Source organism: Sporolactobacillus putidus, assembly GCF_014647035.1.
Classification (GTDB): Bacteria; Bacillota; Bacilli; order Bacillales; family Sporolactobacillaceae; genus Sporolactobacillus; species Sporolactobacillus putidus.
Genome location: NZ_BMOK01000008.1, coordinates 87,763 through 103,483 on the forward strand (window position 1 = coordinate 87,763; position 15,721 = coordinate 103,483).

The 15,721-nt window shown below is 44.2% G+C and carries 12 protein-coding genes; 5 read left to right on the plus strand and 7 right to left on the minus strand.

Annotated elements, in window-relative coordinates:
- Positions 1-4 precede the first annotated feature (4 nt).
- A complete protein-coding gene (locus IEX81_RS10590) occupies positions 5-1,162 on the plus strand; it encodes an amidohydrolase (protein WP_188803104.1) in 1,158 nt (385 codons plus the stop codon).
- Between the two features lie 93 nt (positions 1,163-1,255).
- The gene (locus IEX81_RS10595; RefSeq protein ID WP_188803106.1) at positions 1,256-2,455 is read left to right on the plus strand and encodes an aminotransferase-like domain-containing protein; all 1,200 of its coding nucleotides are present in this window, start codon (positions 1,256-1,258) and stop codon (positions 2,453-2,455) included.
- Between the two features lie 297 nt (positions 2,456-2,752).
- Here IEX81_RS10595 and IEX81_RS10600 read toward each other — a convergent pair whose 3' ends face one another.
- The 3 genes from IEX81_RS10600 to IEX81_RS10610 all read right to left on the minus strand — a co-directional run bounded on the left by IEX81_RS10600 (position 2,753) and on the right by IEX81_RS10610 (position 5,693).
- Positions 2,753-3,391, minus strand: coding sequence for a helix-turn-helix transcriptional regulator (locus IEX81_RS10600; protein ID WP_229727564.1), 639 nt, complete (start codon positions 3,389-3,391; stop codon positions 2,753-2,755).
- A gap of 111 nt (positions 3,392-3,502) precedes the next feature.
- The gene (rarD, locus tag IEX81_RS10605) at positions 3,503-4,396 is read right to left on the minus strand and encodes an EamA family transporter RarD (RefSeq protein ID WP_188803108.1); all 894 of its coding nucleotides are present in this window, start codon (positions 4,394-4,396) and stop codon (positions 3,503-3,505) included.
- A 145-nt stretch (positions 4,397-4,541) separates the two neighbouring features.
- Positions 4,542-5,693 carry an ArgE/DapE family deacylase gene (locus IEX81_RS10610; RefSeq protein WP_188803110.1) on the minus strand — a complete coding sequence of 384 codons (1,152 nt, stop codon included), beginning with the start codon at positions 5,691-5,693 and terminating at the stop codon, positions 4,542-4,544.
- Between the two features lie 463 nt (positions 5,694-6,156).
- Between IEX81_RS10610 and IEX81_RS10615 the strand changes: the two genes are divergently transcribed.
- Complete coding sequence (locus tag IEX81_RS10615; protein ID WP_188803112.1) at positions 6,157-7,275, plus strand: M20 peptidase aminoacylase family protein; 1,119 nt, start codon at positions 6,157-6,159, stop codon at positions 7,273-7,275.
- 210 nt (positions 7,276-7,485) lie between these two features.
- Here IEX81_RS10615 and IEX81_RS10620 read toward each other — a convergent pair whose 3' ends face one another.
- Positions 7,486-8,766 (minus strand): metal-dependent hydrolase family protein, encoded by a 1,281-nt coding sequence (locus tag IEX81_RS10620; protein ID WP_308424081.1) that lies wholly within the window; start codon positions 8,764-8,766, stop codon positions 7,486-7,488.
- Between the two features lie 678 nt (positions 8,767-9,444).
- Between IEX81_RS10620 and IEX81_RS10625 the strand changes: the two genes are divergently transcribed.
- Together IEX81_RS10625 and IEX81_RS10630 are read left to right on the plus strand one after the other, a co-directional pair.
- The gene (locus IEX81_RS10625; RefSeq protein ID WP_188803114.1) at positions 9,445-10,647 is read left to right on the plus strand and encodes a hypothetical protein; all 1,203 of its coding nucleotides are present in this window, start codon (positions 9,445-9,447) and stop codon (positions 10,645-10,647) included.
- Between the two features lie 41 nt (positions 10,648-10,688).
- Positions 10,689-11,876, plus strand: a complete 1,188-nt coding sequence (locus tag IEX81_RS10630; RefSeq protein ID WP_188803116.1) for a M20 metallopeptidase family protein — start codon at positions 10,689-10,691, stop codon at positions 11,874-11,876.
- Positions 11,877-12,220: 344 nt separating this feature from the next.
- Here the strand turns inward: IEX81_RS10630 and tkt are convergent, their stop codons facing one another.
- The 3 genes from tkt to rpiB form a co-directional block, all read right to left on the minus strand.
- Positions 12,221-14,230 carry a transketolase gene (gene tkt, locus IEX81_RS10635; protein WP_188803118.1) on the minus strand — a complete coding sequence of 670 codons (2,010 nt, stop codon included), beginning with the start codon at positions 14,228-14,230 and terminating at the stop codon, positions 12,221-12,223.
- Between the two features lie 301 nt (positions 14,231-14,531).
- Complete coding sequence (locus IEX81_RS10640; protein ID WP_188803120.1) at positions 14,532-15,242, minus strand: transaldolase; 711 nt, start codon at positions 15,240-15,242, stop codon at positions 14,532-14,534.
- Between the two features lies 1 nt (position 15,243).
- Positions 15,244-15,693, minus strand: coding sequence for a ribose 5-phosphate isomerase B (gene rpiB, locus IEX81_RS10645; RefSeq protein WP_188803122.1), 450 nt, complete (start codon positions 15,691-15,693; stop codon positions 15,244-15,246).
- Positions 15,694-15,721 lie beyond the last annotated feature (28 nt).

The window sequence follows — 15,721 nt, forward strand, 5'->3', positions numbered from 1 at the left end:
TATTATGGTTAAAACTGTCGAAGAAACGCAGCTGGAGCAGCAGCTGATCGGTTACCACCATCAGCTTCATGAGCATCCCGAATTATCATTTGAGGAATATGAAACTACAAAAGCTCTGAAGGGCTGGCTTGCCGAAGCAAACATAGAGATGCTTGATCTTCCGATGAAGACCGGTGTCCTGGCTGTTATCAGGGGCAAGAAACCAGGACCGACAATCGCTCTTAGAACCGATATTGATGCGCTCCCTATTCAGGAGAAAACCGGCCTTCCTTTTGCATCCAAAGTTCCTGGAAAGATGCATGCCTGCGGCCATGACTTCCATACAACTTCCATTCTCGGTGCCGCTCTTCTGCTGAAGAAAAGAGAAGACGAGATAGAAGGGATTGTAAAAATCATTTTCCAGCCCGCCGAGGAAAATGGTGGAGGCGCAATAAAAGTACTGGAGACTGGTGTTCTTGATGATGTTGAAGCGATATTCGGGATGCACGATATGCCGCATATTCCGACAGGAACGATCGGGATCAAGTCCGGTCCGCTGATGGCCGGTGTCGACAAATTCGTTATTGATGTTGAAGGAACCGGAACCCATGCAGCCGCACCGGAAAAGGGCATCGATTCGATTGTCGTCGCTTCTCATATTATTACTGCGCTTCAGACCATTGTAAGCAGAAATATATCTCCGCTGAACAACGCCGTCATCAGTGTAACACGGCTTGAAGCCGGTAACACGTGGAATGTACTTCCTCAAACAGCTCAGATGGAAGGAACAGTCCGCACATTTCAGGAACACGTGCGAGACGGCATACCCGCCAAAATGCAGCGGGTGGTAGAAGGCGTCGCGCAGGCGCTCGGCGCTAAGGGAACACTGCATTATACGAAGTTGGGCCCCGCACTGATCAATGATGAGAAATATGCAGAGTGGGCTGTGGAAACCGCCAAGAAATCAGGTCTTAATGTCGTTTCCCCGATTCCTTCTTCTGCAGGTGAAGATTTTGCGGAATATCTGAAAAAGATTCCCGGTGCATTCTTTTTCATGGGTGTTTCTGGAACATCAGGTCTGCACCACCCTGATCTGATTATCGATGAAAAAGCGATCCTCCCAAGTGCAGAGTTCTTCTCCAATCTCGCAGTTGATTTCCTAAAAAAAATGAAAAATGAATAACTCTAAAATAGAAATCTCATAAAAACCCGAAAAAGTGATTGCTTTTTCGGGCTTCTTTAATAATTGATCATATTTTTCAAGGAGATGCTGAATTTGAGTCAAACCGGCACATCTGTCTTTCCAAAGCGCTTTGTACACGTCAACACCGTTGGATCTGCTCTTGGCGGCGGCCGTAAAGTTTCTATCCCGCTGGCCTATGGGTATCCTGCTCCTGAAACATTTCCGATTGCAGAGCTTTCGGAAGCCACCGTATCGGCACTTCAGGAGAGCGGACCTGAAATGCTCCAATATTCCGGTGGGTCCGGCCAGCAGAAAATTGTTGAATGGATCAGAAACCGGTCACGCTTACGCTCAATCTACGCAGAAGAAAAAAATATTCTCGTTACGAGCGGATCCAATCAAGGGATTGATCTCGCGGCGAGAGCACTGGCTGAACCTGGAGATGAGGTCTGGGTCGAAGCGCCAACCTATTTCGGCGGCATTCGGGCTATCCAACTTGCAGGGGCGAGCCTGCGCGCCTTTCCGATAGATAGTCAAGGTTTGTGTGTCGATCTTGTAGAAGAAGCCTTGATGAAAGCAAAGAAAGATAACGGTAAGATCCCAAAATTCATCTATATTCTGCCTAATTATCAGAATCCCGGCGGAACGGCGCTTTCTCTTGAAAGAAGAAAGAAACTTGCCGAGCTGGCCTATCATTATAACTTTTACATTGTAGAGGACGATGCTTATGTAGAATTGAATTTCACAGGCCATACGCTGCCTTCAATTTATTCTTTTGCGCCGGATCGGGTAATCTATCTGAGTACCTTTTCCAAAATAGTAGCCCCCGGTATCCGCTGTGCCTGGATGATCGCCTATGAAGAAATATTAAAGCGTGCAAAAATTCTAAAATCCGACGGACTGACCAGCGTTTTTGTTCAGGAAACGATCAGCTGCCTGCTCGAAAAAATGAACTTTGACAAACATGTTCAGAAACTGATCGCCTGTTACTGTTCAAGAAAAGATGCCATGGTTCAGGCCATACACAATGATTTTCAGGATGAGGTCAGCTTTAATGAACCGGCAGGCGGTTTCTTTCTCTGGCTGACGTTTCCTTCATTTATCGACACATCGTACATGCTGGAAAAGGCATATAAGAAGAGCGTTAATTTCATTCCCGGCAATGCTTTTTTCCTGAATAAAACAACTTCTTCTCATCTCCGCCTTGCCTTCAGCTCTTGTGATGAAGAGAGTATTAATAGAGGGATTGAACGGCTTGCTGAAATATATTTCAAAATGAGGAACAGCCTCTGATAAGAATGAAAAATAAAGAGCTTGAAGATCGGGAAACCGGCTCTCAGGCTCTTTTTCTATGGCTAAACACATAATTATCTTCCTGTGTTCACATGACTCAGCAGTCTTTGAAAACCGGGCTCCTTCAATAATGACTGAATATGAAGCGGCGGCATTCATGCTGACGAAGCCGTTCCTCATATTCGGTGCAATCTCATTTGACACGTTCGTATGCAACCGTGGGGTCCCGGATCAAAGTTGTACATGATCGCGACACTCCTTTTCTTTGCAGACCAGACGATGGTTTGGATGCTCAGTTCAGTTTGCTTTTTTAATTTTGCTGAGATAACGGTAGATCGACGCTTCCGAAGTACTCAATTCACTGGCCACAATACTGACAATACCTTTCAGAAGGAAAATGCCGTTTTCGTTCAACCGTTCAATAATATTCAGTTTTTCTTCCTGGGACATTCTTTCAGGTGGAATCTTCGTGGCACCGACAATCTCTTTAATACTCGCTTTAGCAAGATCCTCAATCGAAGGGCTGAGATGCTCAACTGGCTGATTCTTCTTCGTTTCGTGTTGAATATCAACTCCGACAAACTCACATAAATAATTAATAACCTTTTCCATTTTCTGATAATTCACATTAACACAGAGCATACCGATAATCTCATTCTCATGATTGCGGATGAAAAAGGTAGATGACCTTAGGATTGTCCCGTCCTTGGCGATCCCTTCGTAATTTGTAATAAAATTTTTGTTCTGTGCTTTCCCTTTCTTCAGCATTTTAAGGATCAGGTTCGTTACCGGAGAGCCGATGGAACGACCGCTTAAATTCGTTTTGCTTATGGCTATTACTGAATTTTCAAGATCTGTTACGTCATGAAGAATAATTTCAACATCATCACCCATGACTTCTCCGAGAAACATGACCAGATCTTTATATCTCTCCAAAACTGCGTTAATAAGATCACCGCCTAACGATATGTTCTAGTCGTGATAATTATTTAGCCATAATAAATTTTTATCGCAATATTTTCTAATATTGTCTGCCGGATGTATGTACTATTTACGCACTTCTGCAAATGCGTAGATGATGATAGAGAGCCAAATAAAACCGAAGGACAGAAACTGTACCGGATCGATTGGTTCTTTAAAAATAAAGATACCGATCAGAAACGCCGCCGAAGGAGTAATGTATTGAAAAAATCCGATCATCGTCAGTGGGATCCGTTTCGCACCTTCAGCAAACCAGATCAGCGGCAATGCGGTTAATATACCGGCGCCAATAAGCAGAGCACCTTCGGATGGTGAATAAATTTCGAACGGGATCGGTGTCTGGCTGCCAATAATCAGCATATAAACTCCTGCTGCCGGCACCATTAGCATCGTTTCAATGGTCATGCCGATGTTGGCTTCAAACAATATGAACTTCTTGCAGAGACTGTAGATACCGGATGTTGTAGCTAAAGAAAGTGCAAGCCACGGGACATATCCGTATTTAAGCGTCATAATGGCGACTCCGGCTGCTGCAAGAAGAATGGACATGATTTCTAGAAAACCTGCTTTTTCCCTCAGGAATACGATACCTATCAGCATACTTACGAGTGGGATAATATAAAGACCAAGGCTTGCTTCAATCACATGGTTATGTGCGACCGCCCAAACATAAATCAACCAGTTCGCACTAATAGCGACAGAAGCGGAAAACACGATAAAAAATTGCTTGGGTTGATGGACCAGCCATTTAAAGCTGACAATTAAATGTCCCAGGTCCTTTCTGAACAGCAGTACCCCGATCATAAAAACGAAACTCCAAACCACGCGGTTCGCCAGTATCTGGCCAGCCGGAACCGCGCCCAGCCATTTCCAGTACAAAGTCAGAAAACCCCAGATCAAAAAAGCTGCAAAAGTGTATGCAACTCCCGGGTTCAGATGACTTCTTGTCCCTTTTTCCATAAATTCAATTCCTCTATACAATAAGATTTAAAGGAAATACAAACAAACTCATAACGAAACAAAATATGAAGAAAAAAAGGAAAAACTCCATGCCCGAAAAAACAAAGAGCTTTTCTGATATGCCGTTACTTTTATCCAGATAGAGTTACCCAAGGAAGGAAACGGCAATTTTCTTATAGATTTCAATTGCCTTGAAAAATGCCTCTTTCTCAATGTACTCGTTTGGCTGGTGTGATACGGGTGGATAACCGGGGCCCGTTACGGCGATCGGAAATGATTTCTTAGCCTGTGAGAAATAAGCGGCGTCTGTATAACCGGAAAATCCATAAGGTACAACCTTTTTGCCTCGGACAGCACCGACCGCATCCACCAGCTTCAGCACAAAGTCATTGTCTTTTGGCGTTTTTACAGGATGCATATCATTAATGACTTCAATTTCTGCATTTAAATCCGGAAAATCCTTTTTCACAGTATCAATCAAATTATTGACTTGTCCGACAATATCTTTATGATCCTGTGACGGCAGCGTTCTCATATCGATTTCCACTGTGCACTTATCAGGAATAACGTTTGTCCCGCTGCCTCCGTGCAATACATCAATGCTTGAAGTCGGTTCGCTGAGCATGTCATCCAGCTCGAAATCAAAAGAGAATTCAGACTGAAATTTTGAAAGGATGGCGATCATGTGCTCGTTGGCATTAATACCATGACTTGGCGTTGAGCCGTGCCCTGTTTTTCCATAAGTGGTAATCCGCAGCCACAGACAGCCTTTTTCCGCTATTGAAATCTCGTTTCCAGTGGGTTCACCGATCAGTACAGCATCGAGATCGTCCGCATATCCTTTTTCTAAAAGCTGCCGGGCACCTATTGAAGACGTTTCTTCACCGACTGTCGCCATAAATTTAAGTGTCCCTTTCAGAGGAGTGTCCGCTTCTTTCAGTTCGACAATGGAGGCAACCATGGCAACCAGCCCGCTTTTCATGTCTGCGGCGCCCCGGCCATATATCTTTCCATCGACTTCTTCGGCGCCAAATGGGTCGTGATCCCATGGGATTTCACCTACCGGTACAACGTCCAAATGACCGGTAAAAGCAAGCGTTTTTCCCGGCATTTTTCCGGGATATGTAGCAATCAGCTGCTGGCGGCCTTCACTATAATCTACGACTTCCGTCTCAATGCCGGCTTTTTCAAAAACGGGCAAAAGCTTTTTAACGGCTAGTGCCTCGTTTCCCGGAGGGTTTGTTGTATTAATTTTAAGTATATCTTTTAACAGTTCAATAGCCTCTTCTTTATTCATAACGTATCCCTCTTCATGAATTTAAATTGTATACTTTCAGGCGAAATATGTAATATTATTCAAAATATTATAATACATATTAACCTAACAGTTTCTGTTAATGACTGGAAAGAGAATTAAAATGAGTAATAATTTCCTCTAAATTAATTATTTCGAATATAATAATATAACTAATCATAAAACTTGTCCATGCCTCATTTAGATATACGGGCAACTCAGGAGTTCAGCATCCAGGTTATGAACGGAGCACTTGAAAGAATTATAGATAACATTCCCTTTTAATAGACTACTTGACTGTTGTTCTACAATAAAAGTGAATCAAGCATTGAAAAAAAACAAAGATCGTGATAATGTTCAATAAGCATTTATATTTCTGTATTTTCTGAACTGAATTACTAATCTATCTAAAGAAGGAGCTGGCACATATGGAATTGAGCATCACTGAACCCATAAAAAAAGGGGTATGGATTTTTTCCAATACTTACATACTCATGCGGAAATCAGTATGAAAGAATATAACACAACAGCATTTATCAAAGAGAAATTAGATGATTTAGGCTATAGAACTAAAACATTCAATGATTGTCCGGGTGTGGTTGGCGAGATTGGCTCCGGGAGACCAATCGTTGCGCTTCGGGCAGACATGGACGCGTTATGGCAGGAAGTAAACGGAAAATTGCAGGCCAACCACTCCTGCGGACATGACGCACATATGTCGATGGTTCTGGGCGTCGCTATGCTGCTCAAACAAACGAAACTTCCTGAGGGAACTGTCCGTCTTGTTTTTCAGCCTGCCGAAGAAATCGGGCAGGGAGCACTTGAACTCTGTAAACGCGGGGTTCCGGATGATGTTGATTATTTTTACGGTGTCCACCTCAGACCGATTCAGGAAACGAAAAACAATCGAGCGAAACCGGCCATTCTCTCCGGTGCCTGTCGAACGTTCAAAGGATTGATCGAAGGGGACGATGCCCATGCTTCACGCCCCCATCTCGGGCAGAACGCAATAGAAGTTGCTGCAACCATCCACGTCAATCCAATGGTTTCGTCCTCAATTAAAATGACAAATCTCCATGCCGGATCAGCGACAAATATTATTCCCGGTCATGCAGAATTCAGCTTGGACGCCCGTGCCCAGAGTAACGAAGCGATGTGCGAACTGACTGAAAAGGTGGAGCGTGTTGTCCGTTCGGTCTCCGATTGTTACGGAGTTAAAATCCATCTTGATACATCACCCGGGAGTCCTACAGCAACTTCAGCCCCTGAAGCGATAGAAATCATGGGAGAAGCCATAAAAGACGTCCTTGGCCCTGAAAATTATGATCCGCCGGTCCCTTCGAGCGGCGGTGATGATTTCCACCAGTATGCCATTAAGAATCCTCATCTCAAATCGACTATGCTTGGTCTCGGATGCGACCTCAAACCCGGACTCCATCACCCCAATATGACCTTTAACCACGACGCTATGTTCGACGGAGTAAGCATCCTGGCAACAGCTATTGTAAAAACTCTGGAAAAAGCTCACCGCTTAACCATACCCGATTTTGAAAAAAGTCCATCTCTTAGCCATACAAGGGCTTGAACTGAAATTATTAAGGAGGATATTACCCGGACATCAATCGTCTGGGTAATATCCTCCTTTTCATTAGTCAGTTTTCGTATGTGATACTTTGTTCCCGTTTAAAATGAATGTTTTAACGGAATCCGCATCAAAATCTTCATAGAACAGGTTTACCGCAGTGATCTGCTGATCATCGTACCTATGGTAGTAAAACATTCCACCGGCATCTTATTACTGAACAATAACACTTTCTCTGTTCTCAAATACGCCTGTCACTTTTCTGATGTCCTTGAGAACTTTGCCGTCTTTCATAACCGTGATAACATTGTTCGTGTCTTCAACAACATGAATGTCTGCCAGCGGATCCTTGCTCAGGATCACGATGTCCGCCAGTTTACCCGCTTCAACTGTCCCAAGTTTGTCATCCCATTCCATACATTCTGCCGCAGTTTTGGTCGAAGCCACGATCGATTCCATCGGACTCATACCGATATCGCACATCAGTCCGAGTTCCTGAAGATTTTCACCGTGAGGCATAACACCGGAGTCCGTCCCCATGGCAATTTTGACACCGGCTTGATAGGCCTTGGCAATGCTTTCATGATGGATTTCAACGACTTCTTTTGCCTTTTCAATGGAATATTTCGGCATATGTTCGACATCCCTGGCCGCCGAGACCGCTGCGAGCAAAGTCGGGACGAGGTATGTTCCGCATTTAAGCATCAGTTCAATCGTTTCGTCATCCAGGTAAATACCATGCTCGATTGAATGTACACCGGCCCGCGTGCAGTATTTAATCCCCAGATTGCCCTGAGCATGAGCCATGACTTTCCGGCCGCGTAAATCGGCTTCTTCAACAATAGCCTTCAGTTCTTCAAGCGTAAACTCAGTGAACTGAGGGGTATCGGTCGGACTCATCACACCGCCGGTGGCATGAACCTTGACGATGTCCGCTCCATCCCTGATTACCTCGCGTACTTTCTGTCTGACTTCGCTGATACCGTTACAGATACCGTCCGGAAGCGTCGGATAGCTCATCATAAAAGGCATCGTTACATCGAGTCCGGAAGGCATCCAGCTGTCGCCGTGGCCGCCTGTGCTCGTCAGCGCTGTGACGCTGACTTCCATACGTGGGCCCTGAACAAGTCCCTTGTTCACTGCTTCCCTTACTCCGGCATCCGTATACCCGGCATCTCTCACCGAAGTCACACCTGCGTCAAGCAGACTCTTCATATGATGGACGGATTGATAAAATTTCAGGCTGAACGGATTTCTGAGCGCCTGTGCCGGGCTGCACGGTTCGACCAGCAGATGGACATGCATATCAAAAAAACCGGGAAGAATAAAGCCGCCTTCTGCGTCAATAACATTGACTTCCGATTTTGGAACAGCAACATCAGTCGCCTTTCCAACCGTTTTAATATAATTGTCTTCGATCAGAACCGCAGCATCTTTGATGGGATCCCCTCCGTTACCATCAATTAATGTGCCATTTTTGAAAAGTGTGAACATGATAGCGCCTTCCTTTTCATAATTTTGTAGGATGTTACATGTCATCGCGCACATATGATCATCCGAGACTTGCATAGCGAGCCGGTTTACACACCCAACAAAATAACCAGATTAATACCCGAAAGCAAATTTCTCAACAATGGGGCTCGCCCGCCAACATCTTTCACAATCATTTTAATAGTTAAAATTTTAACACTCTAGTAAACAATGTCAATATGAACAAGCAATGCGGTTTCAGCTTTCTCCGATCATTAAAGCGAATGAAACAAATAGGTTTGAAATTTTTCAATCTAAAAAAAATTAAATCTTGTTCTAAAAAGTAATAGGAGATTTCAAATTATATGATGAATTTGTTATTTTTCTAATAGTATGTTAAGATGTTCACTACACAGATTGATAACAGAGGTCGGTAAACATGCTTATTAAGATAAATGAGAATAATATTTTGTTGATTTTGATTAGTTAGGGCTCAATAATCATTGGATATTCATCAATGATTATTCGGGTCTTGTTCGCGCTATCTTTTCGGGACTCGAAGATAAGCGGATCCCGTTCAGTTGAATGGGGATCCGCTTTTTTATTTGCTTTTGAGGAGGCGACTTTCATTGTAACGGAACAAGAGTAAATCAGAGTTTTTAAATTTTTAAAATAAAAAAAGAGAAAAGAGAGATCAGAAGGATGAGTTATGGACCAATTATCGCGTTTATGGTGATAATGTTATTTATGTATGCTGGAGAGGGGATTGCTAAACTAACGAAAGCTTATATTCCCTCAGTGTTTATTACAGCCGTGCTGTTCCTGATCGGCTACTGGACTTTCTTGCCGAAAACTGCCGTTACAACTGCATCTTTCGGGGACTCGTTCGTTCAAATATGCATGGCATTGCTGCTGGTACATATCGGTACATTAATGGATCTCAGGCAATTGGCCAAACAATGGAGAGCTGTCGTGATTGCTCTGACCGGAGTGGCCGGAACTATAATCCTGACCTTGACCATCGGCAGCCTGCTGTTTAACTGGCAGACCGTTGTCGCCGCTGTTCCACCATTGACAGGCGGACTAGTAGCCGCGCTGCTAATGACACAAGGGTTGAAGGTGCAAGGTATTGCCGCATTGATGGCATTGCCTGTGTCCATGTTCATTATGCACAGTTTCTTCGGCTATCCAATTACTTCTTACTGTTTGAAAAAAGAAGGTCAAAGATTGGCGAAAAAGTACCGGACTGGAAATATCACTTTGAATGACGCCGATCGGATCGATCTTGAAAAGACAAATACCGATCAATCCGGTTCGAAGAAAAAATGGATTCCTGATGTACCTGTTCCATTCAGAACATCGTCTCTGGTACTCTTCAAAACCATGCTGGTAGGCTATCTAGCAATATGGGCGGCCGGACTAATGCATGGCGTAATTAATCAGTATATCATTTGTTTAATTTTTGGGGTTATCTTCTGCCAGCTTGGATTTCTCGAAAGAAATTCTATGGTACAGGCCGGCGTTTTCAACTGGCTAATTTACGGACTGCTGGCTTTTGTCTTCTCTCAATTGTCCGTAATCCAGCCCAATCAGTTACTTTCAATCATTCTGCCAATCATTGTATTAATAATACTAGGCATTTTAGGCATGCTTGCAGCTTCAATTCTGCTGGCAAAGCCGTTGAAACTCAGCAGACATATGGCTTTCGCCTGCTCGCTGACAGCTTTGTTCGGTTTTCCGGCTGATTATATTATCACTACTGAGACATGCAAAAGCATCGGAAAGGACAAGGATGAAACAGCCTACCTGGTTTCGAATATGCTTCCGAAAATGCTGGTTGGAGGATTTGCGACAGTTTCCATCGCATCTGTAATTATATCTAGTATTTTTCTGAAATTATTATAAACTGAGAATTAAGAATTTAAAGTTAACAGGAGGGATTTAGGATGACACAAATCGTCGAAAACAGTGTCCTTGCTGAAGCGAAAAACATTCAGGATTGGGTGGAAAAATACAGAATGGACTTCCATCGCCATCCGGAACTTTCACATGAAGAATTCAGAACGTCAAAAGTCGTCGCCGAAGTCCTGGAAAAACTCGGCATTGAAGTCCACCACGTCGGTCCAACAGGCCTTGTGGGCATTCTGAAGGGAAAGTTTGATGGAAAAGTGATCGCACTGAGAGCTGATATGGACGCTCTCCCGATTCATGAACAGACTGGATTACCATTTACTTCAGAAAATCCGGGTAAAATGCATGCATGCGGGCATGATAACCACATTTCAATGCTGCTCGGAGCTGCCCGGCTTTTATCTGAAAAGAAGGAGCAACTGCACGGCACAGTGAAGTTCCTTTTTCAGCCGGCTGAAGAGGTCGCCGAAGGAGCCAAAGAAATGGTCAACGCCGGAGTGCTGGAAAATCCACACGTCGATTATGCTTTTGGAATGCACATCTGGTCGGATGTTCCTGTCGGACAAGTTGTCATGCCTACGGGCGCATTCATGGCCAGCGCCGATCTCTGGAAACTGAAAATCAAAGGCCAGTCAAGTCACGGTTCCGCGCCGTGGCAGGGACATGATGCATTGGTTTGCGCCGCTGCGGTTGTCCAAAATCTCCAGACCATTGTCAGCCGTGTGCACGATGTCCGGACCCCAATAGTTATTAATATCGGAACGCTGAAAGCCGGCGAACGCTTCAACGTTACACCGGGTATTGCGGAGATGGATGGCATGAACCGAGCGTTCGATGCGAACGCGAGAAAACAGATTCCCAAGTGGATGGAAAAAGTAATTAAAAACACATGTGCCTCCTATGACTGTGACTATGAATTTGATTATAATTTTCTCTGCGCAGCGACAACCAACGATGAAAAACTAACTCCGCTTGCGCAAAAAGCCGTTCGGAAAATCGTCGGAGATAAAAACTTGGTTAACTGGGAAAAAATCATGGGCTCCGAGGATTTCTCGGCTTACAGTGAAAAAGTGCCGACAACGTTCATGCTTCTTGGATGCCGTAATGAAGAAAACGGCTGCTGCTTTTCCCAGCATTCGGAACATTACAATGCCGACCAGCGTGCACTGCCAATTGGTGTTTCTGCATTTGTTCAGACAACACTGGATTTTCTGTCTGAATAATCGGTAGTTAATAAAAAATCACGATTTTGATTCGACCTCGAAGTGCATTATGCGCTCCGAGGCTCTTTATATATATTTATGAATTTGTGTAAAAAACCTCACAGTGTTTTCATAATACATCAGAAATGGAAATATTAAATCTGTTCATCAGTAAGGAGTTCCTCTTCGAAAAAGGTCGAGTTCAACAATTCAGGAGGGGATCCGCAGCAGAATTCCGGCCCTCTTTGCGTCCAATCAGATTACCGATAAATACCTTTTATAATGACAATTTGAGAAAACCGAAAAACCAGTCGTTCATTCCGACTGGTTTTCGCTCTTCATCAACTTATGCTCACTTAGAATAATCACACATTTGCTGACTGTCCGACCAACGATCGAAAAGTTTCAGCTATGTGTTCCGCGGTGAAGCCGTATTCCGCGGTTACACGTTCACCCGGCGCTGATGCTCCAAAACGGTCAATGGTTACCAGCGCGCCTTCAGATCCGACAAACTCGTGCCAGCCCAATGAAGAAGCCATTTCAACGCCGACCCGTGCAGTGATTTTGGGCGGGAGTACTTCATCTCGGTACACCTGAGGCTGCTGGCGGAAAAGTTCCCATGATGGAAGGCTGACCACTCTCACATGTTTTCCTTCTCTCTCAAGAAGAGTCTGCGCCTTGACAGCGAGCGCTACTTCCGATCCGGTGGCAACCAGAATACCCTCCAGTTCACCTTTGGCTTCACTCACCACATAACCACCTTTGCGGACACCCTCCGACGCATGCTCAACTTCGCCACTCAGTGTTTCAACATTCTGACGAGTCAACACCAATACTGTCGGCTGATACTTACTTTCAACGGCAATTTTCCAGGCTTCCCGTACTTCATTTCCATCCGCTGGACGGATCACATTCAAATTCGGAATGGCTCGCAGACCTGCGAGTTGTTCAATCGGTTCATGAGTTGGCCCATCCTCCCCGACAGCAATCGAGTCATGTGTAAAAATAAAGATCGATGGTATACCCATCAATGCTGCAAGTCGAATAGCTGGTTTTGCATAGTCTGAAAAGGTGAAGAAAGTTGCGCCAAATGGAATGACACCGCCATGAAGGGCCATGCCATTGACAGCCGCCATCATCGCAAATTCCCGCACACCGAACCATACGTTATGACCGTTGTAATTACCCGGAAGGAAGTCCCCCTCTGACTTAATGGTTGTTTTTGTTGACGAAGCTAAATCTGCTGATCCGCCGAAAAGCTGCGGCACGACTTCAGCCAGCACATTGATAACCTCTCCGGAAGTCTGACGAGTGGCCTTATTGGTCCTCGAATCATATACATGAAGAGCCGAATCATAATTATCCGGCAGCTTTCCTTCGATAGCAGCCTTCAGACTTGCGGCAAGTTCAGGATATGCGATGACATAGCTGGCAAATAATTTGTTCCAGTCATCTTCTGCTCTTTTTCCCGCGTCAGCCAGTTTCTCAAAATGCGCCTTTACTTCCTTTGGAACAAAAAAGGGTTCATGATTCCACCCATATGCTTTTTTGGTCGCCTCTGCTTCCTCTGTGCCTAACGGATTACCATGCACTTTGTTCGTGCCGGCAACATGCGGTGCCCCATATCCAATCGTTGTACGGACCTCGATCAAGGTCGGGCGGCTTTCATCTTCAGCAGCCTGATCAAGAGTCCGTTGAATCGCATTGACATCGTTTCCGTCGTCCACAAGTAGAGTCTGCCATCCATAAGCTTCAAAACGTTGACGTACGTTTTCTGTAAAAGACATATCGAGATTCCCGTCCAGAGAAATGCTGTTGGAATCGTAAAGGACAATTAATCTGCCTAGCTTTAGACGACCTGCCAGTGAAGCGGCTTCAGCCGAAATTCCTTCCATTAAATCCCCATCACCACATAATGCATATGTCCTGTGGTTTACTACTTTGTAACCGTCACGGTTATAAACTGCGGCCAAGTGGGTTTCAGCCATCGCCATACCAACAGCCATGCCGATTCCTTGCCCTAAAGGACCTGTTGTCGCTTCAACTCCGGCGGTGTGACCGTATTCCGGATGTCCTGGAGTCAGGCTGCCCCATTGACGAAATTGTTTCAGCTCATCAATAGACAATCCATAATTAAATAAATGAAGCAAACTGTACAGAAGCATCGATCCGTGACCAGCTGAAAGCACAAAACGATCGCGGTTGAACCACTTAGGATGGTAGGGATTATGATGCATTTTCTTTGCCCAGAGCGTGTAAACCATAGGTGCTGCCCCCATGGGCAGGCCGGGATGACCAGACTTCGCCTTTTCAATTCCATCAATTGATAGTGTACGAATCGTGTCGATGGACAATTGATCTAGTGGTGATGCCATAGGTAAAATCTCCTCTAATAAATATTTGAAAGAGTATAAATCTCTCGTGATTTTTGCACCTTTAAAATCAAGGCTCTGTTAAACTTGTCTGTTTTTTTGCTCCATGCGCACGCTATTTCCGCAGGAGTCTCGTACCTTCCGCTCAATCGACAATCAAGCAAAATCAACATTGAGCTTTAACATAGCCATAATCAAAATCATTCTATTTCCGATCGAAGAACAGGCATCAAGCAGGCAAAATAGAGACTAAAAAACGACAATGTCCTACTTTCCTGCTTGGTTCACACATTTCGCTTAAAGATTACAGAATAGAATAACCCAATGACTGGATGTCTTTGTTAAATCCTTTGACCGTATCCAGCGATACTTCTTCCAGTGGCTTGCCCACTTTCTTGAGTTTCTCTATGATAGCCGGTGTACATGTAATGATATCTACGCCAAGCCGGTCCGCCTCATAGACGTTGAATAACTCGCGTGAGCTGGCCCAGAGTAAATTCGCACCCCTCTTTTGTTTGCATAGTTCAACGGCCTTTTTCATATAAGGAATCGGATCCACTCCAGTGTCTGCAATACGTCCGGCAAAAACCGAAACGATGTTTTCTACTTCGGGATTCAGTGCAGCGACAGTCTCTTCAACCTGATTTGTCGTCAGAATAGCCGTTACATTCAACGAATAACCCTTATCTTCCAATTTTTTAATCAAAGGAATAGAGGATTCACCTTTCGTATTAGTAATTGGTATTTTTATAAAAACATTTTTGCCGAAAGTATGGATCTTTTCAGCTTCCTTTTCCATTGTTTCAAAATTATCGGCGAAGACCTCGAATGAAAGAGGCAGATCCGGAATTTTTTCGACCACTTCTTGGGCAAAAGCCACATAATCCCTAACCCCCGCCCGCTTCATTAAACTCGGGTTCGTTGTGAATCCAGAAACAAATCCCGTATTATAGGCATCTAGCATATCACTTAACACGGCACCATCCGCATATATTTTTACATTTAAATTATTCATTTTAACATCCCTTCTTTATTTCGATTTTTCGTATCATATCTATACGCTGGGCATGCCGCCCGCCAAGAAATTCTGTTTTTAACCAAGTGTCCACAATCATTTTAGCTGCTTCAACACCAACAACTCGTGATCCAATGGCTAAAACATTCGCATCGTTATGTTGTCTTGACATCTTTGCTGAATAGGGCTCACTACAGATTACAGCCCGGCATCCAGGAACTTTATTCGCAGCAATGCCGATTCCTATACCTGTTCCACATATGGCAATCCCCAGATCAGTCTGGTGATTCACCACAGATCGGGCAACTTTTTCTCCATAAACTGGATAATCCACCGATTCATCAGAATAGGTACCCAAATCAATAATTTGAAATCCATTTTCTTGTAAATAATCAATTAATATTTCTTTTAACTTGAATCCCGCATGATCAGAACCAATAACTATTTTCATAAAATTCACCAGCTAATCATAACTACAG